Genomic DNA, 24297 nt, shown 5'->3' on the forward strand with positions numbered 1-24297 from the left:
TGCCTGACTGTCTCCCGCATTGCAGCGAGACTTTCAGTGGACCCCGATCGCGAGCATCGTTAACCTTTTCGCGTCTGGGGTGAATCAGGGTGCGCCTTCGCGCAGGATTTGCTCAGTATCACGCAGGGGAGACGCGTGATGAGATTGGGACGTACTGCGGAAGTCATGACCGCCGGGCTTGTAGCGCTCGCCGGTATGTCCTGGGTTTTGGTGCAGCCCGGGCAGGCCGAGTCCAACTGGGCGTCGGCCACCAATATGATCCGCGGTCCCATGGCGACGAACGGAGATGTCCGGCCGCTCTCGCCGGAGGCCGCCCGGGTGGCCCTGTCTGCCTTGGCCCTTGATGATGACCCATTCCGCGGGAATCCATTGGCCGGATTGACGCCGACGGGCGGTAGCCGGATCGATCTCGGTGATGCGGGCGTGATCGAAGTGGCCGTGCTCGAAGATGATCGCCAGGATCACGCGCATCAACTCTTTGCCGCGCGGGGGGATGGGTATTCCCCGGTCGTTCTCGAACGAGGCGCGCGGGAAGCCACAATTGCGGTGGCTTATGAGCGCGCTTTCGAGACAGAAGGTGCCGGTCAGGAGCTTGATGTCAGTTTTACGCCGCGGGCGGCAGTCAGTGTCGGGCCGGATGGTTCGGCGACCAGTGCTGGCGCCGAAGTGCGAGTCGGACAATATCTGCGTCACGACAATCTCTCGGAAAGTCCGGCCTGGTATGTCTTCGCCGGCGCCGATCGTCGGGCGCTGATGTACAATCCCGCTGAGGGCGTCGACTTTCAGAATGCCATGTATTTCACCCAGCGCGAAGTGATCGGCGACGCCCAGGCGGGCATCGCCGTGCGCATGGGCAAGGCAGATTTGTCGCTGGCCTGGGTCCGACGCGAATATCGCCATGTTGCCGGTGTCCGCGCGTTCGACGAGACCGAGGAATTCGGTGCCGTCACGGTGAATTGGCGCTGGTAAGGCGCAGCGCCTGCACGTGTCTTTCCAATGACAGAAATCGTGATGTGGCCAAGTCTGCCCCCCGCTTCGAGAATCGGGCAGTTTCCACAGTTGCGGTCAGCCATGCCTGATCAAGCTGTAGACGTTTTGGAAACCTAGGACACAATATGTTGTGTTCATCGCATTGATTCGGGCGCGCGCCATATTGGCAGCCAGCGCCAAGCAGGAGAGCTGAGACCATGACCACCGCCCCCGAAAACCTGCCAGGCCTCCTGACCACCTCGCATTCCTACAAACCCTTCCGCTATCCGTGGGCCTATGACTTCTGGAAGAAGCAGCAGCAGGTTCACTGGATGCCGGAAGAAGTCCCGCTCGGCGAGGACTGCAAGGACTGGGCGACCAAGCTCAATGATGGCGAGCGCAATCTGCTGACCCAGATCTTCCGATTCTTCACCCAGTCCGATGTCGAGGTGAATGATAATTACATGGAGCGCTACAGCCGCGTCTTCCGCCCGACCGAGGTGAAGATGATGCTGGCCTCCTTCTCCAACATGGAGACGATCCACATCGCCGCCTACGCGCTCCTGCTGGAGACGATCGGCATGCCGGACTCGGAATTCTCGGCCTTCATGGAATACCAGGCCATGGCCGACAAGCATGACTACATGCAGCGTTTCGGGGTCGAGAACGAAGCCGATATCCTGCGGACCGTGGCCATGTTCGGCGCCTTCACCGAAGGCCTGCAGCTATTCGCCTCCTTCGCGATGCTGATGAATTTCCCGCGCTTCAACAAGATGAAGGGGATGGGCCAGATCGTGACCTGGTCGATCCGTGATGAGAGCCTGCACTGTGAAGGCATGATCAAGCTCTTCCACGCCTTCGCAGAGGAGACCGGCGCCCTGACGCAAGAGGTCAAGGACGACATCACCGAGTGCTGCCGCACCGTGGTCGGCCTGGAAGACAAATTCATCGACCTGGCCTTCGAGGCCGGCGAAGTCGAAGGCATGACGCCGGACGATATCAAGAATTATATCCGCTATATCGCCGACTGGCGCCTCGGCCAGCTCGGCCTGCCCAAGATCTACGGCGTCAAGGAACACCCGCTCCCCTGGCTCTCTGAAATCCTCAACGGCGTCGAGCACGCCAATTTCTTCGAAGCGAGAGCCACCGAATACTCCAAGGGCGCCACCAAGGGCGACTGGCACGGCGATGACGGCGTGTGGGGCATGTTCGACAAGATGAAGGTGGAGAAGACGGAAGAGCCGGCGGAGTAATCTGCGGTATCCCGGAACGTTTCAGAGGACCCCCGGCAGATGCCGGGGGCATCTTTGCATTGAGGCGCTCCGCCCACAAACATCCATAAACCTCTTGTCAGCCAGCGGGCCGTATCGGGTTCTTCAGGTCAAGGGCGGCGCAGCCGCCGCTTTGCGGTTTCACCCTTGAGCTGAAGACCCGGATACGGCTGTCTCTCGGCAAGTGGTTTATGGCGGGGAATGCGCCGCGCGCGCCTTCACCTCCACTCTCTCAACACGTCATCCCACGGGGACTGCGAAGCAGGCATCCGGGGGACCTTTTCTACCCAGTCAGATGGATGGTTGAGGTCCCCCGGATCGCGGCGATGCCGCGACCGTGGGATGACGGAAAATGAAGGCAAGGCTGGCCCGGCCCAGCCGCCCACTATTCCGCCTCCAGCCGATCGATGATCGGGCAGTCGGGCCGGTCATTGCCCTGGCAGGCGCTCACCAGGTGGGCGAGTTCATCGCGCAGGGCGGCGAGCTGGCGTTGTTTGGCCTCGATCTCGGCCAGATGGCTCGCGGCGAGGGCGCGCACATCGGCACTCGAGCGGTCGCGGTCTTCGTAGAGGGCGAGCAAGTCCCGGCATTCCGGGATCGAGAAGCCGAAATCGCGCGCGCGGCGAACGAAGACCAGCTTGGCCAGCGCGGCGCTGTCATAGTCGCGGTAATTGTTGTCGGTCCGCCCCGGTGGCCGGACCAGGTCGATATCGGCATAATAGCGGACTGTCTTGACCGGTAGCCCGGCGCGTCTGGCGGCGTCGCTGATCTTCATTCGGCCCTCTTGACCTTCCTGTTACTGGAAAGTCTAGCGTCACGCCCGGTTGCTGACAAAGGAGGACGACATGTCTGCTCCAACCCTCTCCCTGACCCGCCCGGCCTTCTGGACGCATTCGGGACATTGGCGCTCTGCGTCCCAGAATACGGCCTGGTGCCTGCTGGGCTGTTCGATCGGTGATTTCGGCACGATCGCGGTCTTCCAGGTCTTCGACATCGGCTGGCCGACCCTGGCGATCATGACGCTGGCCATCATCAACGGGCTTTTGACCTCCATCGCGCTGGAAACCATTATCCTCTCCCGCCAGATGGCGCTCGCGACCGCGTTCAAGACAGCCATCGGCATGTCCTTCATCTCGATGATTGCCATGGAAGCGGTGATGAATGGCGTTGATGTCTGGCTGACCGGCGGTGCCATGCTGACCTGGTGGGTCATCCCGATCATGCTGCTGGCCGGTTTCCTCGCCCCCTTGCCCTATAATTACTGGCGCCTCGCCGCCCTGAACAAGGCGTGCCATTGACGGGCTGACAGTGAGCCGTCTCTGTTTCCCGACTGCCCATCCCCGCCCGACTCCGTCCAAATCCTTCCCGATTTGTCACTTGAAATCGAGGCTTGTTCGCGATTGCGTAGGCTCCTACGTATGCAGGGGTTCGCATGTCCGATGACGTTGTTGACCAGCTCGGTTCGGCCGTCCTCCCGCACCATGTCAGGCGGATCATGGACGCGCTGATCGCGGATGCGGACGAGGTGGTGGCGCGTTTCGGGCTCACCATCCCGCACCGTTGCTGCTCGACCGTCCTTCTGCTCGATGAGGAAGGGCCGGTCGGGGTGATGCGCGCGGCCGAGCGCCTTGGCCTGTCGCATCCCGTCATCATCGATTTCGCCAAGACCCTCAAGCGTCTCGGCTTTCTCAAAGAGACGATCTCGACCGAAGACCGCCGCGTCCGTCTTCTTGCACTCACGGATGCCGGGCGGGAGGAAGCCGACCGTGTCCGACACCTGCATGTCGCGCTGGCCCGGGTGCATGACGAGGTGTGCGCCGAAGCCGGTATCGACCTCGTCGGCGCCAGCCGCTCGATCCGCGCCGCACTGCGCGAGGCCTCCATCATTGACCGCTTAAATCGTGTCGAAAAGGACACCGACCATGACCCGAACTGACTTGGCCGCAATGGCGGCCGCCTGCCTCTTCATGCTGACCCCGTCAGTCCTGGCCCAGACGGCGCCGGACTGGCAGCGCGGCGTCTTGAGCGAGGCCGCCGACCTGCTCGAGGCGGAGTATATCTATGAGGACCGGGCGGCCGAAATCGCCGCCTTCCTGCGCGCTGATCCCGACCGCTATGCGGACGTCACCGAGCGTGAGGCTTTCGCCCGTGCCGTGACCCTGGACCTTTACGAGATGGTCAATGACGCCCATCTGCGTGTGTCCTACAGGCCGGAAACTCCGCCGGAGGACACGCAGCCGGAGCGCCGTCCTTCGGCCTGCGCCAGCGGCCCGGTCGAGCATGAGGTGGTGGGCGCGAATGTCGGCTATATGCGCGTTCCCAGTTTCAGTGGCGACGAGACTTATGTGGCCGGAATCGACACGGCCTTTGCGGCGCTGTCAGGCACGGACGCGCTCATCCTTGACCTGCGCAATAATTGCGGGGGTGGTCCGCACATTGTCCGCCATATCTCGACCTACCTCTTTGCCGAGCCGACCCATCTCACCGACACCGAGTCCCGGGGTGAGCCGGTGCGCGAGCGCTGGACTTATGAGGACGTTCCGGGCGAGCGTTATCTCGACCTGCCGGTCCTAGTGCTGACCAATGGCCGCACCTTCTCGGCCGCCGAAAGCTTCACCTTCGGTCTGAAGGTCACAGACCGTGTCCTCACGGTCGGTGAGCGTACGGGCGGCGGCGGTCATTTCGGTGGAGTCGGCGAGCTTACCGGGGACTTCACAATCTTCGTCCCGGTCGGCCGCACCTTCGATCCGCGCACTGGCGAGGGCTGGGAAGCCGAAGGCATTGAGCCAGATGTTCCGGCTGACGGCGAAGACGCGCTTGAGGTCGCGCTGGCCTGGCTGGCGGAGCACTAGTCCGGTTCGGCGGCGCGCGCCTGACTGGCGCGCCACTGGCTCGGGGTCTGGCCGGTCACGGCTTTGAACGCGGTGTAGAAGGTCGAACGGGCGTTGAAACCCACATCGAGCGCGATCGTCAGGACAGTCGCGTCGCCAGCGAGAATCCGTGGGAGTGACGCCTCGATCCGGCAGCGATTGACGTAATCGAAGAACGTGGTGTCCAGCGTCTGGTTGAGGACTTGCGACACAAGATTGGCCGGGACCGCAATTGCCTTGGCCAGTTTGGGCAGGGACAGGTTGGGGTCGAGATAGAGTTCGTCCTTAACCATGACGGCCTCGATGCGCGCGGCGATACGGACTGCGTGATCCGGTTCGAGGGCGGACTTGCGGTATTTTTCCCGCGTCTCGTCACCCCGCGTCTCGTCATTCGGCGTGTCGATATCCGTGTCGCTCGTGACCGGATCGACCGCCGCCAGACCCGGGTATTGCGACAGGCCACGGGCGGCCAGCAGGCTTGTCAGCGCCATGATGATTGCGCTGCCGACGATGGGCGGAAGCGACAGGCTGGCGATCAGATTGTCCCAGACAAGAACGGCCATGATGGCCAGCCAGAGACCGATGATCGCGAAGATCAAGACCCGCAGCCAGGCCAGCTCGCGTCGCTCGGTATTGGAGAAATAGTCGTGCAGGGCGCGCCGGTAGGCCTGTAGCCGGGTCAGGATGCGCCAGACATAGACCGCCGAGACGGCATTCCAGGCGAGGACCAGCACGAACACGCCCAGAACCGTGACCGCAGCCTGCGCCCCGCCCGGCAGCTCACCATGGGTCAGGATGAAATCGACACTGCCGGCCGGCAGCGACCAGATCATCCCGGCATTGATGAGGGCCAGGGCCGGTCCGGCGAGATGCCAGGCCGAGGGCGGCGAATTATTGCTGCTGCCGGAACGGGTCAACGCCCTGACATAACCCCAGAACAGCGGTGGTAGCGCGTATAGAGCGACCATCACCAGACCGGCCATCAACGCCAGCGCGTCGGGCTGGATGGCCACGATCACGGGGCCCGCAGCGAGGGTGGCCAGCATGCTGAAAAGGCCGGCGAGCCATCGCCGTGGCAGGTCGCCGGCCGGGCTGCTCATCACCACCAGAAGGCAGAGGAGGGCCTGCCCGGTTGCAGCAGAGGCCAGGATAAGCGGCAGCGGGTCGATCGCGGGTGTGTCCATGGCAGCGTCGTGACTCACATTTGTCGGCCTGTCCGGGCCAGCCGGTCCGGACATGTCCGGTGTCCGCGCCTGCAGGGCGGGGCGCGGAAACATTCGCGTGCAGACATGTTGCCACCCTCGCTCTCTGACACAGCCAAAATCGGGAATCCAGCATGTTGCCTGAATTGCTCATACTCTTTCACGTCCTGACCGGCACACTCTGTGTCGGCGCGGGCGGAGCGGCTTTCCTGGCTCCCAAGGGCAAGCGCTTGCATCGGGCTGCGGGCACGCTCTTCCTGGTTTCCATGCTGGCGACGTCCCTGTCCGGCGCCGTGATCGGAATTCTGGATCCCGAACGCCTGTTGATCACCGCCTTCGCTGGTCTGCTGGCCGCCTATCTGGTGCTGACCGGATGGCGCGCGGCGCGCTGGCGGAGCCATCGCCCCGGCGTCTTCGAGTGGACGGCCCTGGCCACCATTCTCGTCGGCCTGACCGGATTGGCGGCGCTGGCTGTCATGGCTTTCCAATCAGAGACCGGCCGCCTTCTCGGCTTTGCGGCCGATGACTATCTGATGCTGGCCATGATGACCGCGATCGGCGCGGTCGCCGACCTGACCTTGCTGGTGCGCGGCCCGGTCTCCCCGCATCACCGCATCGCCCGCCATCTCTGGCGCATGGGTCTGGCCTATTTCATCGCCGTCGGGTCCTTCTTCACCGGCCCGGGTGCCCGTATCTTCCCCGAGGCGTTGCGTGAGAGCGGATTGTTGTCCCTGCCCGAGGGGCTGACGGCCTTGCTCATTCTCGGCTTCCTTGTCCGCACCCTGATCAAGCGGTCACGCCGTCAAACGGGAGCCGCGTCATGATCAGCAGCCTGCCGCTTGTCGGACAGCTCCATTTCCTCGTCGGTGTGATCTGCCTTCTCGCCGGTGGCGCGCCCTTTCTTGTCCGCAAGGGCGGTCTGACACATCGCCTGGCCGGGCGGGTGTTTGTGGTCTCTATGCTGCTGCTTTGTACCAGCGGCCTGTCTATGAGTCTGACCCGCTCTATCCTGTTCACGGCCTTTCTCGCCCTTCTGGCCGGGCATGCCGTGACGACCGGCTGGATGTCTGCCGCCCGGATCACCGGCTGGGCCGAGCGGATCGCCGCCGGCCTGATCTCCCTGGTCGCCCTGACGGCTTTCGGTTCCGGCCTTTTCGTCGCCAACCTGCCCTCGGGCACATTGAACGATCTGCCGCCTGTGGCCTTCTACTGCCTCGGCGGCGTGGCGCTCTGGATTGCGGCGATTGATGTCCTGGCCTTGCGGCGCGGACCTGCGAATGACCGCCAGCGCCTGACCCGGCATGTCTGGCGCATGGGCTTTGCCCTCTTCATCGCCAGCTTCATCTTCTTCTTCGGCAATAGCAGCGTGCTGCCGGCTGTCCTGCGCACGCCACTCGCGCTGATGACGCCGGTCCTGACCGTTATAGGTGTGACGCTGTATGCGAGTTTCCGCATGCGCTTCGGCCGCCGCCCTGCGTTTCCATCGGGGATGAAAACGCAGGGAAGCGGAGAGGAGACCGGCTAAATCACAGCCTCACCCGCCGGTTCGCGCATATTATAGCTCGACGCCATCACCCGCCCATAGGCGCCGCCATTGCCGATCAGGATGACGTCGCCTTCCTGGGTTTCCGGCATCAGGCGCTGGGCGCCGAGACGGTCGGCGGTTTCGCAGATCGGGCCGACAATGTCGGCGATCCAGGCGGACGGCTCGTCGAGCCTTGTCAGGTTGACGATCTCGTGGCGGGCGCCGTAGAGGGCCGGACGGATAAGCGAGTTCATGCCGGTATTGATCCCGACGAAACGGGCATCCGGCGTCTGCTTCAGCTGGGTCACACGGGCCAGCAGCACACCGGACTCGGCCGAGATGTAGCGGCCTGGCTCGATCCAGAGCTGGTATTTGGGATGCGCCGTCTTGAGATCGGTGAGGACCTGGTCGAGCGCGTCCATGTCGATCCGGCGCACGCCGGAGGCTTCATCGACCGAGAGACCCCCGCCCAGGTCGAGGATTTCGACGTCGGGCATGTCGCGGGCGGTCTCCACCAGGAAGAGGCCGACGCGGCGCCAGTGATCGGGATCGGAAATGCCCGAGCCGGAATGCACGTGCAGGCCATTGATGATGGCCCCGGCCTCGGCGGCCAGCTTGCGGGCCTCGACCAGCTCGTCGGCATGCAGGCCGAACTTGGCTTCCGGTCCGGCCGTGCGGACATGCTTGTGATGACCTTCCGGACGCTGGGGATTGATCCGCAGCGTGATCTTGCGGCCGGAAAAAATCTCCGGCCAGGCGCGCAGCGGGTGCAGGCCGTCGAGGGTGAGGTGGACCCCCATCTCGAGCGCTTGCGCGTATTCCGCCTTGGGCGCGAAATTCGGTGTGAAGAGGATGCGGTCGACGGGCAGGTCCGGCACCGCCTCGCGGGCGGCGCGGACTTCATTGATCGAGACACATTCCACGCCCAGCCCGGCTTCCACCGCCGTGCGGATCATGTCGGGATGGCCATTGGCCTTCATCGCATACCAGCCGCGATCAAGCGCCTTGAGGCCGGCAACCGCCGAGGCGCGGGCCTTCACGGTCTCGAGATCATAGACATAGGTCGCGCCATCGAGCGGACAGAGATCGAGCAGGGCCTGGCGCTTGGCGCGCCACCAGGTGCCGGTTCCGGCCGGGGCGGCCTCGGTCAGGTTCTCGCCGATCTCGCGCCAGGACGGGCCGAAGGTCTGGTCCATCGGCTTGGGCTGGATGAGTTGGTCGTGCAGGCGACGGCAGAGCGGCTTGCCCTGATCGCCATCGACGACGACGGTGAGATTGAGGTCATTGGCGGCCTGGGAAACCAGTCGCACAGGGTAATGAGCAAAGGCTTCCATGGCCGGGCCAAACTGGGCCAGCAGGGCGCGTACGCCGCGTCCGACCAGGCTGACCGCGGCGCAATTCTCGATTATCTCGACGCGGGCGATCTCGGCCAGATCGTCTTCGAGCGCGCCGAGCACATCCGGCGTCAGGCCCGGGTCATCATCCAGCGACACGGTGACCGAGGTCTCCGACGTCGAGACCAGGTCAATCGAGACGCCATGGCGCGAGAAGGGTTCGAAGGCTTTCGCCAGGAAGCCGGAGGCACGCCACATGCCGTCAGTCTCCAGCGTGATCAGGCGCACGCCCTGTTTCACCGACACCGCCTTGAGGCGCGGCGCGTCCTCTGACGGGGTTTCCGAAATGGTGGTGCCGGACATGTCCGGGCGGTGGGTGCACAGGACCTGCATCTCGATCCCGGCCTTGCGGACCGGGGAGATGGCCCGCGGATGCAGGACGCCGGCGCCCATGGAGGCGAGCTCCTGGGCTTCGGCATAGGCCAGCGAGCGGATCTGCCGGGCCGCGCCGGTCAGGCGCGGATCGGCCGAGAAGAAACCGGGCACATCGGTCCAGATTTCCAGCCGTTCGGCGCCCAGCTTGGCGGCGAAGTAACTTGCTGACGTGTCCGATCCCCCGCGGCCCAGAAGGGCGGTATCGCCATCCTCACGCCGGGCAATGAAGCCTTGTGTGATGATGACCGGTGGCAGATCGGCACACAGGCTCTGCAGCTCGGCGTCCGCCTCATGCTGGCAATCGACCGCGAGATAGCCACGCGCGCCGGAGGCGGGCAGGGCGGCAAGGTGGTCACGGGCATCGAGCCAGATCGAGTCGATTCCGCCCTTGGCCAGCCAGGCCTGTCCGAGCCGGGTCGCCATCAGCTCGCCCTGGGCCATGATCCGCGCCTTCAAGCGCGGACTGGCATCGCCGGTCAGAGCCAGACCGGCGCGCAGCCGGGTCAGGGCCTCGAAATGCTCGGCCAGCAAGGCCGCGCCATTGACGCCCAGCTCGTCGGCCAGGGTCAGGTGGCGGGCCTTGATGGCCTCCAGCTCATCCTCGCCAGAGCCGGCGACAGCCTTTTCCACCAGGGTGTCGAGCAGGTTGGAGATGGTGGCAATCGCGGAATGGACGACGAAGACGCGTTTGCCCTCCGCGCGCACGGCGTCAATCCGTTTGGAGATCACACGCCAATCGGCCAGCGATTTAACGCTGGTGCCGCCAAATTTCAGGACGACCCAATTTTGCGCATGTTCCATGTTGAACTCTCCAGTTTGACCGCCTCTTTGCGGTTAACTGGCGTCCTTACAGGCTTGCAGGCACGACGCCAACGTCAAGTTGGATTGGGTCTGCAGTATAGGCAGGGCGCGCGATGGCAGTCCTAGTCGGTATGGACAACAACCGGCTCACCTGAACTGGCGCCAATGATGACGGGCCAGTGCAGGGCGCTCATGACCGTACGGCATGCCGTGTCCGCATGGCAGGCGGCGGCGAACTCGCGGGAAGTCTGGAAGTCCCCCTGAGAGGCGGCCGGCAGATTGAGATGGGCCGCAAGCCGATCGGCCAGGCGAACGCCATAGCGGCTCTCGACAGCGTCGAAACTTGCCTGGAGGCTTTCCGCCTCACCGCAGTCACGATCGAGGACGCAGGTGGCGTGGAAGGCCAGCCAGTCACCGTCAGCTTCTGCGACCTCAATATACTGATCGAATATATCGGCGGGTCCGATGCGGTAATGGCCCAGTTCAATCGTGAAGGGGCCGCGGCGCGGCGTGTCGCCGAAATCAAGATGATCATGTGTGCTGACGCCGGCCGTGTCGGCGATGGCCCGGACCGATGCCGGAAACAGTGGCAGGATGTCGCCATTGCTGCGTCGTGCTGAATTGAGCGCGTCCAGGCTTTCTGCCCAGAGCATGTTGCGCGGCGATCCGAAGGCGATGGCTTCGCGCTCATCGCTGCGAAGGCTGGCATTCGTGAAAAGGATGGCGACAAAAAGCGCCACACAGCCAAGCCCGAGCGCTGTCGACAGGACGGCCTGCTTCTTCAGCGTTGTGTAGACGAAGCCGAGAACCGCCAGGACGAGGCCGAGCACAAGATACCATCCGCCGGATGTCGCCACATAAAACAGCGTGCTCAAGAAGGCGAACGGTAGATAGATGAAAAGGAAGGCGAGGATAACGAGCCGCACAAGGCTGAGGATCGCGTTGCTGATATCAGTGAAGCTGAAAACGAAAAACATGCGGACCCCCATCATCGATTTCCAAGTCTATTGGCCAATAATGCTGGCGGATTTTGAATGCTTCGTGAACAGATTCTCCCGGAAGGCGAGTGATGCGCTCAGCTCTGTCGCCAAAATTTCGTGAACGCGGCAATTTACCCATGGCCAGAATTCGGGCATGAGAGCGGCGATGAAAAAAGACTATAAGGTTGCAAGAACACCCGCTGAAGCGGTGGAGCAGCTCGAAGCGCTCTACCAATCGTCCGTTGAACGCCTCCAGACCGCGTTGAAATCCTTCCTTGATGGCGGACCGCCGCCATCCCATGACGAGCGCGAGGCTGGCGCGTTTGTTTATCCCGAATTGCGTGTAACTTATGAGCCGGACGGACCGCCGCCGCCGGTCAGCCGTGCCTTCGGCAAATTCACCGATACCGGGCTCTATGCCTCGACCATTACCAATCCGACCCTGTTCGCGGACTATCTGATCGAGCAGCTCACCCTGCTCGCCGACCAGTATGAGATCACCATCGAGACCGGGCCGTCGGAGACGGAGATCCCATTCTCCTACGTGCTCGACGGCGCCGATGATCTGGACATGGATGCGGCCTCGCCGGCCGAACTGGTCCGCCACTTTCCCTATGCCGATCTGTCCAGGGTCAATGACGACCTGCCCAATGGTCTGAAAGTGATGCAGCAGGGCGCGGTCAAGCCACTCTCCCTGTTCGAGGCCCCGCGGGTGGATTACTCGCTGCAGCGGCTGCGCCACTACACCGGCACGCCCTATGAAGACACGCAGCAATTCATTCTCTTCACCAATTACCATCGCTATGTCGACGCCTTCACCGCCTGGGCCATCCGCCAGCTGAAGGAAGACAATCACTACGAATCCTTCTCGGCGGCAGGCAATGTCAGCGTTGATGCCGATACGCCGAACGCGCATGCCGTGGTCGAGGGTGCGCCCTGGCGCCGCTTCCAGATGCCGGCCTATCACCTGAAGGCGCCGGGCGGTCGCGGCATCACCCTGGTCAATATCGGGGTCGGCCCGTCAAACGCGAAAACCATCACCGACCATCTCGCCGTGCTGCGACCGCAGTGCTGGCTGATGATCGGCCATTGCGGTGGCCTGCGTCACTCGCAGCGCCTCGGCGATTATGTGCTGGCCCACGCTTATCTGCGCTATGACGCGGTGCTGGATGAGGACATGCCTCTGGAAGTCCCGATCCCGCCAATCGCGGAAATCCAGATCGCGCTGGAACAGGGCGTGGCCTCGGTCTCCGGCGATAGCGGCGAGACGCTGAAATCGCGCCTGCGCACGGGTACGGTGGCTACCTATGCCGACCGCAATTGGGAGCTTCGCTATGCCGCCCAGGCGAAGCGAATCAACCAGTCCCGCGCCATCGCCGTGGACATGGAATCAGCGACCATCGCCGCCAACGGCCTGCGCCTGCGCGTGCCCTATGGCACGCTGCTCTGCGTCTCGGACAAGCCGCTGCACGGCGAACTCAAACTGCCGGGCGCGGCCAATCTTTTCTACCAACGCTCGGTTTCCGAGCACCTCGCCGCCGGGATCGAAACCATCGAGATCCTCAAGCGCGATGAGGGCGCAGCCCTTCATTCGCGGAAGTTGCGGAGTTTTGACGAGCCGCCGTTCCGGTAGGGGATTGACCGACATCGCTTTTCCTCCACATGTCATGGGGAGGAAAAGCGGGGCTGGTTTTGGGGTTTAAACCAAGCGCCTTGGCGCACACCTGCCCATAAACCGCTTGCCGAGAGTTCGCCGTATCCGGTTCTTGAGCTCAAGGGGCATGCCCGCGGAGCGGCGCCTGCGGCGTCCTTGACCTCAAGAACCGGATACGGCCTGCTGGCTGACAAGCGATCTATGGATCGATCCGCGCCAGGCGCGAATATTCAAGACGCCGGCCCGGCTCTCGCCGTCGTAAACAGAGGGACGCACCCGGCATCTGTCCTGTTGTTGTCGCGCCGCAAGTCTGCGTAGTCTCGTTTGAAACAACACCGGACCTGCCCATGTCGACTTCCAACACGCTTGCATTGCCATCCTGGTTCGGTCGCGCCCTAGTCGAGGGCGTGCTGATCGTCTTTGCGGTCGTACTCGGTTTCATCGTCAATGAATGGCGCGAGGATGTCGCGCACCGGCGCGCGGCCGATGCGGCAATGGCCCGGGTTGTGGCCGAGGTCGAGACGAATATCGCCGCCCTGGAAGCAGTCGTGGGCTATCACGAGACCGTCGTCGAGCGGATCGGCGCGCGACTGGCCGCGATCGAGACGGGTGACGCCCCGGCGGACGGGGTCTTGTTCGACGAGGTCATGGGCGTGATGAATCGCGGGGTAAATGCACCCGGCCTGTCCAGTTTCGCCTGGGAACACGCCCAGCAGCATGGCCGGCTGGATATCCTGCCTTACGAACAGGTCGCGGCCGTGGCCCGTGTCTATGAGATGCAGGCCAATGGCGTCAGCGCGACCTGGCGCCAGATTGTCGAACTCCTCTTTGCCGGACCTGAAATCATGCGCGGCGAGGATTTGCGCCCCAGCCTGCGTTTCACACAGATCGGCTTTGCCGAACTGGCCTCGCAGGAACGCTTCCTGATCAGCCAGTATGAGCACTTGCTGGAGGAATTGGGTGAGGCTGCTGACGGCTAGTCATGCTGATCCGTTGGCACTGCATTCAGCCGTGAACGGAATTTGTCGCGGCGCAGCCTTGCCGCGGGGCAGGTGATTGCGTACCTCCGATACATGACTCGCATCACACCGCTCGAAGGCGTCCATAATTTCCGGCATTTCCACGGCTATGACGGCCTGGATGGCGCACGCGTGAAGGACGGACTCTATCGCTCCGGGCATTTCTCGCGCGCCAGTGACACGGACTGGGACCATATCGGCGGGCTGGGTATCCAGGTCGTGGCCGATCTGCGCAAGCCGCGCGAGCGCACGAACGAGCCCTCCAACTGGCCCGACCCGATCGCGCCGCGCGTGCTGGCCTCGGACAAGGGCGATAGTGGCGAACCGCCGCATCTGCGCTTCTTGCGGATGGGTGTGCATACGCCCGAGGGCGTGCATGATTACATGCTGTCCGCCTATCGCCGTATCCCGATGGAAAGCGGCAATCAGGACGTCTATCGCGATGCCTATCGCGCGCTGGCGACCGGCGATGCCGAGAACGGTTTCCTGGTCCATTGCGCCGCCGGCAAGGACCGGACCGGTATCTTTTGCGCCCTCATTCTCGACGAGCTGGGTGTCGACCGTGATACGGTGATCGCGGACTACGAGATGACCAATGAGGCGGTCGATTTCGACTCCCTCATTCCGCGCATCCGCGAGCGCATCCAGGCCGAGCACGGCCAGGCCATGGCGCCGGAGATGATGCGCATCTTCCTGGGCGTGGACGGTGACTATCTGCGTCAGGCCTTCGAAACGATGGGCGGCGTGGATCATTATGTGCGGACGCATCTCGGTATCACCGAGGATGAGCGGGCGGCCCTGCGGGCGCGCTGGCTGACCGGCTAGGCATCATACGCCATGGCTGGACCGATCCATCAGCATCGCCTCCCCTGGCAGAACCCGATCGATGTGTTCGCGCCCTGGGCGCAATCGCCCCATGCCCTGCTCCTGCATGATGGCCGGCATGGCCGCTCGCGCATGTTCGTGGCGCCGGATGCGATCGCCAGCGGCGCCGACCGGGCAGCCTTCGACGCCTTCGCCGCGCAGGGTCGCGAGGAGGGCGGGCTCTGGGCCGGGCTGTTCGGCTATGACCTGGCCGCCGCCTTTGAACGCCTGCCGCATCTCGATCCGCGCTGGCCACCGCTCGCCGTGGCGCGCTATCCGGCCTGGATCGAGTTTGATCGCGAGGCGGGGCTTGTCGAGATCAAGGGCGTCGAAGAAGGCGCCGTGGCCGGCCTGCTCGCGGCGGTCCGCCAGTCCGGTCCGGCCCCGGAAATGCCTGCGACCAGTGGCGCCGCAAGCTGGCAGCCGCGCTGGTCCCGCGACCAGTATCTCAAGGCAGCCGGTCGCGCCCGCGATTATGTCCATGCCGGCGATGTATTCCAGGTCAATCTGTCCCACGCCTTCGACGTCACCCTGGACCCGGCGGATCATCCCTATGCGGTTTTCCGGCGCCTGTCCGAGCACTCACCGGCGCCGCATGCGGCCTATCTCTGCCTCGACCCCGATCACATCGTGTTGACCAATTCGCCCGAGCGCTTCCTGCGCGTCGCGTCCGGTCATGTCGAGGCGCGGCCGATCAAGGGGACGCGGCGCCGCGCCGCCGACCCGGAGGAGGACCGGCGCCTGGCCGAGGAATTGGCGGCCAGTGCCAAGGACCGGGCGGAAAACCTGATGATTGTCGACCTGATGCGCAATGACCTGTCGCGCGTCTGCCGCCCCGGTTCGGTCCATGTCCCGCTGCTGTGCGCGATCGAGACCTATGCCAATGTCCATCATCTGGTTTCGGTGGTTGAGGGCGATCTGGCTGCCGAGCACGACGTGTTTGATCTCCTCGCCGCGAGCTTCCCGCCCGGATCCATTACCGGTGCTCCCAAGGTGCGGGCGATGGAGGTCATTTCCGAACTCGAAGGCGAGCCGCGCGGCGCTTATTGCGGGGCGCTGGGCTGGATTGACGGGGAGGGCGGCGATATGGACCTCAATGTGATGATCCGCACGGCCGCCCTGCGGCGCGAGGGCACGGGCTGGCGCGCCAGCCTGCGTTCCGGCGGCGGGATTGTCGCCGACAGCGAGCCGGTGTCGGAATATGAGGAAACACTGACCAAGGTTTCGGCCTTGCGCCGGGCCCTGGGGGCGGATGCGGAATGAGCGGAATTGCTTTCAAGGATGGCGACTGGATCGAGACGGCCCGCACCGGCTGGGGACTGGAGGATCGGGGCGGCTTGCTGGGCGATGGCCTGTTCGAGACCCTGCACGTCATCAAGGGCAAGGCAGTCCGCTTTGACCGGCACATGGCCCGGCTGGCGCGCAGCGCCGCTGAACTCGGCCTGCCCGGGCCGCGCGATGCCGATGGCATGGCCGAGCTGATCGGCGAGCTGGTGGCCCGCAATGCCTTGAAGGATGCGGTGGTCCGCCTGACCCTGACCGCCGGTATCGGTCCGCGCGGTCTGGAACGCCCGGAAGAGCTGGTTCCTTCCCTGACCCTGACGGCCGCGCCGCGCAAGGCGCCACCGGCCAGTCTCGCGCTTTGTCTTAGCGAGATCCGCCGCTCACCGGCCAGTCTGACCGCGCGGCACAAGACCTTGTCCTACATGGATAATGTCCAGGCCCGCCGCCAGGCGCGCGGTCAGGGGGCGGACATGGCGCTTTTGACCGACACGCGCGGGAACCTGTCCGGCTGTGACAGCGCCAATCTTTTCTGGCTGACAGGCGGCGATGTCTTCACCCCGGCCACGGCGTGCGGTGTGCTGGCGGGAACCGTGCGGGCGGAAATCCTCGATTCCATGCCGGTCGAGACCGGGGCCTTTCCGGTCGACCTGCTTGAGGGCGCCGAGGCTGTCTTCGTGACCAATGCGGTGTTCGGGGCTGTGCCGGTCACAACGCTGGATGGGCGCCCGGTCGGGTCCGGGGAGTTGCCGACCCGGATTGCCGCGCTCTTTGCCTGATCAGCCGCGCGAGACGACGATCGAGCGGCGCGGGCGCAGATAGAAGATTTCCGAGATATTGAACTGGCTGACTCCGAGCTCGCCGAACATGGTGTCGTACTGGTAGTCGACCTCGACCATGATCACCGAGCGATTACGTTCCAGCACGCCGCCGGGTACCGAGATCGAACTGCCCTCGGAATAGGGCGCCATCCCGCTGGCGTCCGACCATTGCACTTCGACCGTCCCGTCGGAGTCCATCATCACCGAAGTGATGCGGATTTCCAGCGGGGTCGGATCGAAAGGCGCCACGATGACCGCGCCGGCATTGAGAATGTCATTGATCTCGTCATCGGTGATTACATCGTCCTGGGCGACAAGGTCGGCGAGCGCGCTGGAAATGGATGTGATCTTGCGGTCGATGGACAAGGCCAGGCTGATCTCGACCGATCCCAGATAGAGCAGGATCATGAAAGGCGCGATCAAGGCGAACTCGACCGCGGAGACACCGCGGCGATCACCGGCCAGCCGGCGCAGGAGGCGGGCGAGCGGTCTAATCATCGAAGGGCTCGTTCCGGAACACTGTCGCTGCCGTGATCAGGCGCTGATTGTTTTCCATGTTCGACAGCGCGCCGCCGAAATTTGGCGTCATCAAGGACCAGCGATAGAAGACGCGCACCAGGACAATGTCGCCGGCATCGCCCGGGTCCCATCCGAAATTGCCGGAATCCATGGAGCCATCGCCCTCGATCGGGCTGGACTGGTCGACATTGTCGAAGTCTTCGAAGACCTGCACGTCAATGTCCAGATTATCGCAATCGGCGACGGCGGAGATGAGGTCGCAGACTTCCTGGCGGAAACCCGCCTGGGACATGCCGCCGGTTTGAGCCTCACCGGTCCGGATTTTCCGGGCGGCTTCGAGGACGGCATTCTCGAGCACGGTGCCGGTGAAAAAGACAGCCGCGATCTCGATCATCGCGAAGAGCAGAAAGAAGAAGGGCGCGGCGATCATTGCAAACTCGACTGCCGTCGCGCCATCATCCGCGCGGCAGAAGCGGGCAATGCGCGAGGCTTGCCGTTTGGCTGGCTGTGTCTGTGATGCGCTGGTCATCCGTTTTCCCCGCAAGGAACCGGTCAGCCCGGCCCTCTCCCTTATTGATTGGGGTTGTCGCCAGCCATCGCCGCATCGGCTGTTGCCAAGCGACCGCCCTGCTGATCCGTGAGGGCTTCCGTGCTTTCGACATCGCCACCGACGCGCGGAACCTCATCACAGACGCTGCCGCAGGACAGCGTGTGCTGGTTCGGACCACGGAAGAGGGCGACCTGGCCGGCGACCGGGTTGGAGACGACGATGTCGCGCTCATAGATGATCCGGCCGACCCGGTCGATGGCGATCACATTGGTGCGGCCCTGCAGGCGGCCGGTTACGACCAGGGTGCGGCCGTCATGGACGAGGGCATCCGCGATCGAGGGATTGCCGACCACGATGGCCGAGGCTTCGGCGGGCAGGCGGATGACTTCGGCATGCTCCACCGGAACAGCAAGGTCGTGAGCGGCCGCGGGGGCGACGCAGACAATCGCCAGGGAAAAGGCGGTGGCAATCCGGTTGAACATTTTGGCGCTCCGTGACGCTTCAGGAAACTGGGAGCCATCCTCGCGCGCGCGTCTGAATCTTTTCTAAACGGGGGTGCATTTATTTGAATGCTTTGGTGGATAGGCCCGTTATTCCAATGTTAACTATAGCTGGCATTCCGACAAATATATATTTTGGTAACCACGAATTTTTACTCCGCCGAAATCCTTCTCGTGTTTATTGGTCAGCGTTCAGGAGAGGTCGGGACGGATCGGCTCCTGATGGTTGGGTACCTACACGGGAGTAAACAAATGAAAATGATTTCTCGCTTCTTCAAAGACGAATCCGGCGCCACCGCGATCGAGTACGGCCTCATTGCCGCCCTGATCGCTGTTGTGATCATCGGTGCCGTGACGGCCCTCGGTACGGGCGTCAGCGACAACTTCAACACGGTTGCCGGCGCGCTCTAAGCGACCGTCAAACGTGAGACGATCAGCGGGGTCGCTCCACACGGAGCGGCCCCGTTTCGTTTTGCCAACCGCTCATTAAGTTTCCCCCGTCACCCTGCCGGTCAGGGAGAGACGGGATGACCGCCATGCTTTTGCAGATCACGATCTTGGTTCTGGCCGGGCTGATGCTCGCGGCCGCCCTGTTCGACGCCCACAAATTCATTATTCCGAACTGGCTCGTGGGTCTGGTCCTTCTGACCTTTCCGGTTGCGGCACTGGCCGCCGGCCTGGGCTGGGCCGAAGCGGGCAATCATCTGCTGGGCGGGTTGATGGCGCTGGTAATCGGCTTCGCCCTGTTCGCACCCGGCTGGATCGGGGGCGGCGATGCCAAGCTTTTCGCGGCCTCGGCGCTCTGGTTTGGCTGGCCGGAAATCATCGCATTTCTTATCCATACCGTGATGGCCGGAGGTGTCCTGGTCATCGCCCTTCTGGTGCTGCGCCGGCTGGCGCCCCACATTCCCGTCCTGGCCGGTCGGCTCGAGGGCACCGCGCTGGCGGTAAAGGCTCCGGTTCCTTACGGAATCGCGATTGCGGCCGGGGTTTTCTGGAGCCTCCCCAACACCGTCTTCTGGCAGGCCTTTTAAGCGCATTTGAGCGGTGTTTTACGGGCTCTGAAAAAAGGGCCCGTTAGGGGGCATTGTCGGAATAGCATTAACGCGACTTTGAGGAATTCAGCGTCTCCTAGCACATGTATTCGTGTGCCTGAGAGGTTCGAGACGCTCTATGAACGCCGTCCGCATCGCCATTCTCGCTGCCGCCGCCATCGCTGCGGTCGCGGTCGCCTTTTTCGTCCGACAGGCCATGTCCAGCAACGAAACTCCGCAGGTTGTGCAGGTCGAGGAACGTCCCTCCGTGCGCATTCTCGCCGCCCGCCGGGACGTCGCCATTGGCGAACGAATCAGCGCGGCCGATTTCTATTGGCAAGCCTGGCCCGATGAGGCTGTGGCGCCGGGATATATCGTTGAAAACCGAGGTCAGGGCATCGAGGACTTCGCCGGCTCGGTGGTTCGCGCCCCGATCAGCCAGGGGGAGCCGATCACCGGCCGCCGTCTGGTTCAGCCCGGTGATGCCGGATTCATGGCAGCCGTCCTGACCCCGGGCATGCGCGCTGTCGCGGTCCCGATCTCGGCCGAGACCGGCGCCGGTGGCTTTATCCTGCCGAATGACCGCGTCGATGTGATTGTCTCCTTCGAGGAAGAATCCGAGGGGCGCCGCGGTTCCAGCCGTTCCTTTGTCGCGCGCACGATTGTCGAGAATGCCCGCGTGCTGGCGATTGACCAATCCTTTGGCGGTGAAGACGAGGATGAGGTCGTGGTCGGTGAGACCGCGACGCTCGAGCTGACGCCGGACCAGGCCCGCGCCGTGTCTGTGGCCGTGGCCCGCGGCGAGATCGCCCTCGTTCTGCGCAGTCTGACGGACAATACCGGTGATCCGGTTCTGGTGTCCGGCGGCGAGCTGCCCGAAGCCCCCGCGCAATCCTTCCAGGAGCGTCGTTCGAGCTCCGTCACCCTGATCCGCTATGGCCGCTCCCAGCAAGTTGCGCTGGGTGGCGACGAATGAGGACCGAGATGATGATCCGCACACTCCTCCTGCTGGCCAGCCTGGCTGTCAGCGCTCCGGTGGCCGCACAGCCTGCCGGTACCGAGCGCGGCAACACCATGCAGGTCTATATCCGCGAACCGGGGAATGGCCCGGTCTCGGAAAGCCTCGATCTGCCCCTGTCCAAGGCGGCTGTCGTGCACCTGCCGGTCGATGTCGCGGACGTGCTGGTGACCAATCCGGACGTCGTTGAAGCCATCGTGCGGACGCCGCGCCGCGCCTATATCATGGGCATGGGCATCGGCCAGACCAACGCCTTCTTCTTCGATGCCAACGGCCAGCTCATCCTGGATCTCGACCTGCGCGTCGAGCGCGATCTGTCGCCGCTCCAGGAATCGATTGATCGCTTCCTGCCGGCCGCGCGGGTCGAAGTCGAGGCGATGAATGATCACATTGTGCTGTCGGGCCGCGCACCGAGCGCTGCCGATGCCGACGCCGCGCTGCGCATTGCCCAGCGCTGGGTCGATGATCCCGAGCACATCTTGTCCATGATCACCGTGGAAGCCCGTGAGCAGGTCATGCTCAAGGTCCGGATCGTGGAAATGCAGCGCACCATCGTGCGCCAGCTGGGCGTCAATCTGTCGACCGCCGGAAGCTCCGGCGAGTTCGGCTTCGACATCGCCACATCGCCGGACTTCTCGCGCGTTGGCCGCTTCCTGGGTGGCACGTCTGCCGCGATTGACTGGGTCAGCGGCAATACCGGCGGTGTCGAGAGCGTCACCACCCTGTTGCAGGCGATGGAGCGCGTCGGCTTGGTGCGCACCCTGGCCGAGCCGAATTTGACAGCGATCACGGGCGAAAGCGCCAATTTCCTGGCCGGCGGCGAATTCCCGGTTCCGGTCGGTCGCGATCGCGACGGAAATATCATCATTGAATACAAGCCTTTCGGTGTTGGCTTGGGCTTCACGCCCGTCGTCCTCTCCGAAGGCCGCATCTCGCTGCGCATCTCGACGGAAGTGTCCGAACTGACGAGCCAGGGCTCGCTGACCTTCCAGTCGAACAATGTCACGGATGACGACGGAAATATCATCGGCACGGTGCCCGGCCTGACCATTCCGGCCCTCAATGTGAACCGTGCCGAGACCACTGTGGAACTGCCCTCGGGTGGCAGCCTCGTCCTGGCCGGTCTGATCCAGGAAGAAACGCGCCAGAATCTCGACGGTGTTCCCGGTGTCCAGAACCTGCCGGTGCTGGGTTCGCTGTTCCGTTCGCGGGATTACGAGAACCAGGAAACCGAACTGGTCGTGTTGGTGACGCCCTACCTGGTGGATCCGACGAATCCGAACCAGATGCAGACGCCTGCGGACGGCTTCCGCAATGCCAGTGAGGCTTCGGCCCTGCTCTTCGGCCGCATCAATCGCGCCTATTCGGTCCCCGGATCGGATACGGGCGAGCGCGGCTGGAGCGGGCCGGTCGGCTTCCTGTTCGAGTAGTGGAGTTGGTGATGGTGGCCTACAAAAAGAAAATCGGTGCCTTGATCGGTTTGGCGAGCCTTGTCTCGCTCGGCGCTTGCGCGACCAGCGTACCGACGGGGCTGAACGTCCCGCAAGCGACGGCTGTGGCGGAGACCTACCGCGCCGAATTTGCGGTCGATGAACGCGATAATGGACTGACCTGGGCCCAGCAAAGCGTGCTGGCTTCCGTGGCCGCCGAATACAAGGCCCGCGGTCATGGGCCGCTTGTCATCAGCTATCCGCAGGGTTCAGCCAATGAAGACGCCGCCATCGGTGCCATCGCCGAAGCGCGCAACTTCTTCTACGAGCAGGGCATTGACTGGCGCATGATTACCGGCGGGGCTTATGACGCCCGCGGTCAGCGCCATGGCGAGCTGATTTTCTCCTTCACCCGCTATGCCGCCCAAGCGCCGCGTGAATGCGATGGCAGCTGGGACAATATGGCGATGGAATTCGACAATCAGCATCATGCCAATTTCGGCTGTGCGATGGCTGTGAACCTTGCGGCCATGGTGGCCGACCCGCGCGACCTCGTTGCGCCGCGCGATATGGAGCCGGGCGATACCGGTCGCCGGCAGACGGTGATCGACGGATATCGGGCCGGAGAATCCACCGCCAGTGAGCGGAGTGATTATGAAAGCGGCGCGGTCTCTCGCGTCGGCAGCGGCAATTAGGGAGGGCCAGACATGACCGATGCCAATCGCGCTATGAAGCAAGACCCTTTCCTGGACGATGACGATCCGTTCCTGGACGCCGCCGATGTTGAACGTCTCTTGCTTGGCGAGGCGACGCGGGAAGACATGAATCGCGCGCGGGCGCCGGAACAAGCGGTCGATGATTTCGGCGACGAGGATCCTTTCCTGGCCGAAACCGAGATCGAACCGGCCGCGGCCGCGCCGGCACCGCAGCAGCGTGTGGTCGATCCGGTTTTCGAAGATGTGCAGGATGAAGTGGCCAGCCTGCAAGTTGGCGAAGCGCTCTATGGTGAGGTCGACAATGACGTGTCGGACCAGCCGGTCCCGCGCATTTCGGTCGGCGCCTTTTGCGAGCGTCCCGAGACGGGTGCCCTGATTCACAATGCGGCGAATGATCGTCGTCTGGCGAAGGCCCATGTGACCGTCGAGCTGGGTGGCCTGCCGGCCGCCATCGAGCGCTATCACGACGAGACGACGCCGAACCTGCTGATCATCGAGAGCGGCATGCGCGGGCGCGGCTTGTTTGATCAGCTCGAGGAGCTGGCTGGCGTCTGTGACCCGGAAACCAAGGTCATCATCGTCGGTGCTGCCAATGATATCAGCCTCTATCGAGAGCTGATGAAGCGTGGCGTCAGTGAATACCTGGTGCCGCCGATGACGCCGATGCATGTCATCCGCACCATTTCCGAGCTCTTCCTCGATCCCGACCAGCCCTTCGCCGGCAAGACAATCGCCTTTATCGGCGCCAAGGGCGGAGTCGGTTCCTCGACCATTGCCCACAATTGCGCCTGGGCCATGACCGAGGGCATGCAGTCGGACGCCGTGCTTGTCGATCTTGACCTGTCCTTCGGTACGGCCGGTCTCGATTTCAATCAGGACCCGGCCCAGACACTGGGCGATGCCCTGGCCGAGCCCGACCGTCTGGATGACGCGCTGCTGGATCGCCTCCTGGTGCGTTGTACGGATCGGCTCAGCCTGTTCTCGGCACCGGCAACGCTCGACAAGGAGTGGGACTTCAACGCCAATAGCTATGAGATGGTGCTGGAGAAAGTCCGCCGACAGGCCCCCTATGTCGCACTGGATCTGCCGCATATGTGGACGCCGTGGGTCAAGCAGACCCTGTTGGCAGCCGATCAGGTCGTGGTCACGGTCGCCCCGGATCTGGCGTCCCTGCGTAACGCCAAGAACCTGTTCGACCTTGTCGCGGGTGCTCGGCCCAATGACGAGCCGCCGCGCGTGGTCATCAACATGGCCGGCATGCCAAAACGCCCGGAAATCCCCGTGAAGGATTTCGCTGAGGCGCTCGGGACGCCGCCGACCCTCGTCCTGCCCTTCGAACCGCAATTGTTCGGCAAGGCCGCGAATAATGGCCAGATGATCACCGAACTCGAGCCCAAATCGAAGGCGGCGGAGGGCTTCTCGCATCTCGCCAGCCTCGTCTCAGGACGGACGCCGGTTGCACCGCCCAAACGTTCCCTCATCGCGAAACTTTTCGGAGGCTAGT

General features: G+C 63.6%; 25 protein-coding genes. 18 read left to right on the top strand and 7 right to left on the bottom strand.

Annotated features, from left to right (window positions below; all coding sequences use genetic code 11):
* The first annotated feature begins 138 nt into the window (after positions 1–138).
* Both Q0X62_RS01230 and Q0X62_RS01235 read left to right on the top strand, forming a co-directional pair.
* Positions 139–969 (top strand): lipid A-modifier LpxR family protein, encoded by an 831-nt coding sequence (locus tag Q0X62_RS01230; RefSeq protein WP_297730742.1) that lies wholly within the window; start codon positions 139–141, stop codon positions 967–969.
* A 218-nt stretch (positions 970–1187) separates the two neighbouring features.
* The gene (locus Q0X62_RS01235; protein ID WP_297730744.1) at positions 1188–2222 is read left to right on the top strand and encodes a ribonucleotide-diphosphate reductase subunit beta; all 1035 of its coding nucleotides are present in this window, start codon (positions 1188–1190) and stop codon (positions 2220–2222) included.
* 403 nt (positions 2223–2625) lie between these two features.
* Here Q0X62_RS01235 and cueR read toward each other — a convergent pair whose 3' ends face one another.
* Positions 2626–3015, bottom strand: a complete 390-nt coding sequence (gene cueR / locus Q0X62_RS01240; protein ID WP_297730746.1) for a Cu(I)-responsive transcriptional regulator — start codon at positions 3013–3015, stop codon at positions 2626–2628.
* Positions 3016–3085: 70 nt separating this feature from the next.
* Here cueR and Q0X62_RS01245 point away from each other — a divergent pair, with 70 nt between their 5' ends.
* The 3 genes from Q0X62_RS01245 to Q0X62_RS01255 all read left to right on the top strand — a co-directional run bounded on the left by Q0X62_RS01245 (position 3086) and on the right by Q0X62_RS01255 (position 5092).
* Complete coding sequence (locus Q0X62_RS01245) at positions 3086–3538, top strand: DUF4396 domain-containing protein (protein ID WP_297730748.1); 453 nt, start codon at positions 3086–3088, stop codon at positions 3536–3538.
* Between the two features lie 134 nt (positions 3539–3672).
* Positions 3673–4176 (top strand): hypothetical protein, encoded by a 504-nt coding sequence (locus tag Q0X62_RS01250; RefSeq protein ID WP_297730749.1) that lies wholly within the window; start codon positions 3673–3675, stop codon positions 4174–4176.
* On the top strand, positions 4163–5092 hold the full coding sequence (locus Q0X62_RS01255) for a S41 family peptidase (protein WP_297730751.1): 930 nt from the start codon (positions 4163–4165) through the stop codon (positions 5090–5092). The genes Q0X62_RS01250 and Q0X62_RS01255 overlap by 14 nt, the downstream gene beginning before the upstream one ends.
* On the opposite strand, the gene Q0X62_RS01260 is transcribed toward Q0X62_RS01255, so the two are convergent.
* A complete protein-coding gene (locus Q0X62_RS01260) occupies positions 5089–6294 on the bottom strand; it encodes a helix-turn-helix transcriptional regulator (RefSeq protein WP_297730753.1) in 1206 nt (401 codons plus the stop codon). The two genes, Q0X62_RS01255 and Q0X62_RS01260, sit on opposite strands and share 4 nt — an antisense overlap.
* Positions 6295–6446: 152 nt before the next feature.
* Here Q0X62_RS01260 and Q0X62_RS01265 point away from each other — a divergent pair, with 152 nt between their 5' ends.
* Both Q0X62_RS01265 and Q0X62_RS01270 read left to right on the top strand, forming a co-directional pair.
* Positions 6447–7136, top strand: a complete 690-nt coding sequence (locus Q0X62_RS01265; protein WP_297730755.1) for a hypothetical protein — start codon at positions 6447–6449, stop codon at positions 7134–7136.
* Positions 7133–7837, top strand: coding sequence for a hypothetical protein (locus tag Q0X62_RS01270; protein ID WP_297730757.1), 705 nt, complete (start codon positions 7133–7135; stop codon positions 7835–7837). The genes Q0X62_RS01265 and Q0X62_RS01270 overlap by 4 nt, the downstream gene beginning before the upstream one ends.
* On the opposite strand, the gene Q0X62_RS01275 is transcribed toward Q0X62_RS01270, so the two are convergent.
* Positions 7834–10407, bottom strand: a complete 2574-nt coding sequence (locus Q0X62_RS01275) for a bifunctional aspartate kinase/diaminopimelate decarboxylase (protein WP_297730758.1) — start codon at positions 10405–10407, stop codon at positions 7834–7836. The two genes, Q0X62_RS01270 and Q0X62_RS01275, sit on opposite strands and share 4 nt — an antisense overlap.
* Before the next feature lie 122 nt (positions 10408–10529).
* Positions 10530–11384 (bottom strand): hypothetical protein, encoded by an 855-nt coding sequence (locus tag Q0X62_RS01280; protein WP_297730760.1) that lies wholly within the window; start codon positions 11382–11384, stop codon positions 10530–10532.
* Positions 11385–11553: 169 nt separating this feature from the next.
* Here Q0X62_RS01280 and Q0X62_RS01285 point away from each other — a divergent pair, with 169 nt between their 5' ends.
* The 5 genes from Q0X62_RS01285 to Q0X62_RS01305 all read left to right on the top strand — a co-directional run bounded on the left by Q0X62_RS01285 (position 11554) and on the right by Q0X62_RS01305 (position 16984).
* Positions 11554–13020: an AMP nucleosidase gene (locus Q0X62_RS01285; protein WP_297730762.1), complete on the top strand. Its 1467-nt coding sequence runs from the start codon at positions 11554–11556 to the stop codon at positions 13018–13020.
* Positions 13021–13388: 368 nt separating this feature from the next.
* Positions 13389–14021, top strand: coding sequence for a hypothetical protein (locus Q0X62_RS01290; RefSeq protein WP_297730764.1), 633 nt, complete (start codon positions 13389–13391; stop codon positions 14019–14021).
* 93 nt (positions 14022–14114) lie between these two features.
* On the top strand, positions 14115–14885 hold the full coding sequence (locus tag Q0X62_RS01295) for a tyrosine-protein phosphatase (RefSeq protein ID WP_297730766.1): 771 nt from the start codon (positions 14115–14117) through the stop codon (positions 14883–14885).
* Positions 14886–14897: 12 nt separating this feature from the next.
* Complete coding sequence (gene pabB / locus Q0X62_RS01300; RefSeq protein ID WP_297730768.1) at positions 14898–16187, top strand: aminodeoxychorismate synthase component I; 1290 nt, start codon at positions 14898–14900, stop codon at positions 16185–16187.
* Entirely contained in the window at positions 16184–16984 is an 801-nt protein-coding gene (locus tag Q0X62_RS01305) for an aminotransferase class IV (protein WP_297730770.1), read from the top strand. The genes pabB and Q0X62_RS01305 overlap by 4 nt, the downstream gene beginning before the upstream one ends.
* Here the strand turns inward: Q0X62_RS01305 and Q0X62_RS01310 are convergent, their stop codons facing one another.
* From Q0X62_RS01310 to Q0X62_RS01320, 3 genes are read right to left on the bottom strand one after another with little or no spacing between them, the layout of a single operon-like run.
* Positions 16985–17524: a TadE/TadG family type IV pilus assembly protein gene (locus Q0X62_RS01310; RefSeq protein WP_297730772.1), complete on the bottom strand. Its 540-nt coding sequence runs from the start codon at positions 17522–17524 to the stop codon at positions 16985–16987.
* A complete protein-coding gene (locus Q0X62_RS01315) occupies positions 17517–18074 on the bottom strand; it encodes a TadE family protein (RefSeq protein WP_297730773.1) in 558 nt (185 codons plus the stop codon). The genes Q0X62_RS01310 and Q0X62_RS01315 overlap by 8 nt, the downstream gene beginning before the upstream one ends.
* 41 nt (positions 18075–18115) lie before the next feature.
* Positions 18116–18577: a pilus assembly protein N-terminal domain-containing protein gene (locus Q0X62_RS01320; protein WP_297730775.1), complete on the bottom strand. Its 462-nt coding sequence runs from the start codon at positions 18575–18577 to the stop codon at positions 18116–18118.
* Between the two features lie 270 nt (positions 18578–18847).
* Between Q0X62_RS01320 and Q0X62_RS01325 the strand changes: the two genes are divergently transcribed.
* The 6 genes from Q0X62_RS01325 to Q0X62_RS01350 all read left to right on the top strand — a co-directional run bounded on the left by Q0X62_RS01325 (position 18848) and on the right by Q0X62_RS01350 (position 24296).
* Complete coding sequence (locus Q0X62_RS01325; RefSeq protein ID WP_011642356.1) at positions 18848–19006, top strand: Flp family type IVb pilin; 159 nt, start codon at positions 18848–18850, stop codon at positions 19004–19006.
* A 116-nt stretch (positions 19007–19122) separates the two neighbouring features.
* Positions 19123–19629, top strand: coding sequence for a prepilin peptidase (locus Q0X62_RS01330; RefSeq protein ID WP_297730778.1), 507 nt, complete (start codon positions 19123–19125; stop codon positions 19627–19629).
* Positions 19630–19768: 139 nt separating this feature from the next.
* Positions 19769–20605: a Flp pilus assembly protein CpaB gene (cpaB, locus tag Q0X62_RS01335; RefSeq protein WP_297730780.1), complete on the top strand. Its 837-nt coding sequence runs from the start codon at positions 19769–19771 to the stop codon at positions 20603–20605.
* A gap of 11 nt (positions 20606–20616) precedes the next feature.
* Positions 20617–22077, top strand: a complete 1461-nt coding sequence (locus tag Q0X62_RS01340; RefSeq protein ID WP_297730782.1) for a type II and III secretion system protein family protein — start codon at positions 20617–20619, stop codon at positions 22075–22077.
* Between the two features lie 11 nt (positions 22078–22088).
* Positions 22089–22772: a CpaD family pilus assembly protein gene (locus Q0X62_RS01345; protein ID WP_297730784.1), complete on the top strand. Its 684-nt coding sequence runs from the start codon at positions 22089–22091 to the stop codon at positions 22770–22772.
* 12 nt (positions 22773–22784) lie between these two features.
* Positions 22785–24296: an AAA family ATPase gene (locus Q0X62_RS01350; RefSeq protein ID WP_297730786.1), complete on the top strand. Its 1512-nt coding sequence runs from the start codon at positions 22785–22787 to the stop codon at positions 24294–24296.
* The last annotated feature ends 1 nt before the right edge of the window (position 24297 follow it).

The sequence above is a fragment of the uncultured Maricaulis sp. genome (assembly GCF_947259345.1).
GTDB lineage: Bacteria > Pseudomonadota > Alphaproteobacteria > Caulobacterales > Maricaulaceae > Maricaulis.

Coding starts and splice junctions, on each gene's coding strand:
- Q0X62_RS01230 (WP_297730742.1), top strand. CDS start 139: ATGAGATTGGGACGTACTGCGGAAGTCATGACCGCCGGGCTTGTAGCG.
- Q0X62_RS01235 (WP_297730744.1), top strand. CDS start 1,188: ATGACCACCGCCCCCGAAAACCTGCCAGGCCTCCTGACCACCTCGCAT.
- cueR (WP_297730746.1), bottom strand. CDS start 3,015: ATGAAGATCAGCGACGCCGCCAGACGCGCCGGGCTACCGGTCAAGACA.
- Q0X62_RS01245 (WP_297730748.1), top strand. CDS start 3,086: ATGTCTGCTCCAACCCTCTCCCTGACCCGCCCGGCCTTCTGGACGCAT.
- Q0X62_RS01250 (WP_297730749.1), top strand. CDS start 3,673: ATGTCCGATGACGTTGTTGACCAGCTCGGTTCGGCCGTCCTCCCGCAC.
- Q0X62_RS01255 (WP_297730751.1), top strand. CDS start 4,163: ATGACCCGAACTGACTTGGCCGCAATGGCGGCCGCCTGCCTCTTCATG.
- Q0X62_RS01260 (WP_297730753.1), bottom strand. CDS start 6,294: ATGGACACACCCGCGATCGACCCGCTGCCGCTTATCCTGGCCTCTGCT.
- Q0X62_RS01265 (WP_297730755.1), top strand. CDS start 6,447: ATGTTGCCTGAATTGCTCATACTCTTTCACGTCCTGACCGGCACACTC.
- Q0X62_RS01270 (WP_297730757.1), top strand. CDS start 7,133: ATGATCAGCAGCCTGCCGCTTGTCGGACAGCTCCATTTCCTCGTCGGT.
- Q0X62_RS01275 (WP_297730758.1), bottom strand. CDS start 10,407: ATGGAACATGCGCAAAATTGGGTCGTCCTGAAATTTGGCGGCACCAGC.
- Q0X62_RS01280 (WP_297730760.1), bottom strand. CDS start 11,384: ATGTTTTTCGTTTTCAGCTTCACTGATATCAGCAACGCGATCCTCAGC.
- Q0X62_RS01285 (WP_297730762.1), top strand. CDS start 11,554: ATGAAAAAAGACTATAAGGTTGCAAGAACACCCGCTGAAGCGGTGGAG.
- Q0X62_RS01290 (WP_297730764.1), top strand. CDS start 13,389: ATGTCGACTTCCAACACGCTTGCATTGCCATCCTGGTTCGGTCGCGCC.
- Q0X62_RS01295 (WP_297730766.1), top strand. CDS start 14,115: ATGACTCGCATCACACCGCTCGAAGGCGTCCATAATTTCCGGCATTTC.
- pabB (WP_297730768.1), top strand. CDS start 14,898: ATGGCTGGACCGATCCATCAGCATCGCCTCCCCTGGCAGAACCCGATC.
- Q0X62_RS01305 (WP_297730770.1), top strand. CDS start 16,184: ATGAGCGGAATTGCTTTCAAGGATGGCGACTGGATCGAGACGGCCCGC.
- Q0X62_RS01310 (WP_297730772.1), bottom strand. CDS start 17,524: ATGATTAGACCGCTCGCCCGCCTCCTGCGCCGGCTGGCCGGTGATCGC.
- Q0X62_RS01315 (WP_297730773.1), bottom strand. CDS start 18,074: ATGACCAGCGCATCACAGACACAGCCAGCCAAACGGCAAGCCTCGCGC.
- Q0X62_RS01320 (WP_297730775.1), bottom strand. CDS start 18,577: ATGTTCAACCGGATTGCCACCGCCTTTTCCCTGGCGATTGTCTGCGTC.
- Q0X62_RS01325 (WP_011642356.1), top strand. CDS start 18,848: ATGAAAATGATTTCTCGCTTCTTCAAAGACGAATCCGGCGCCACCGCG.
- Q0X62_RS01330 (WP_297730778.1), top strand. CDS start 19,123: ATGACCGCCATGCTTTTGCAGATCACGATCTTGGTTCTGGCCGGGCTG.
- cpaB (WP_297730780.1), top strand. CDS start 19,769: ATGAACGCCGTCCGCATCGCCATTCTCGCTGCCGCCGCCATCGCTGCG.
- Q0X62_RS01340 (WP_297730782.1), top strand. CDS start 20,617: ATGATCCGCACACTCCTCCTGCTGGCCAGCCTGGCTGTCAGCGCTCCG.
- Q0X62_RS01345 (WP_297730784.1), top strand. CDS start 22,089: ATGGTGGCCTACAAAAAGAAAATCGGTGCCTTGATCGGTTTGGCGAGC.
- Q0X62_RS01350 (WP_297730786.1), top strand. CDS start 22,785: ATGACCGATGCCAATCGCGCTATGAAGCAAGACCCTTTCCTGGACGAT.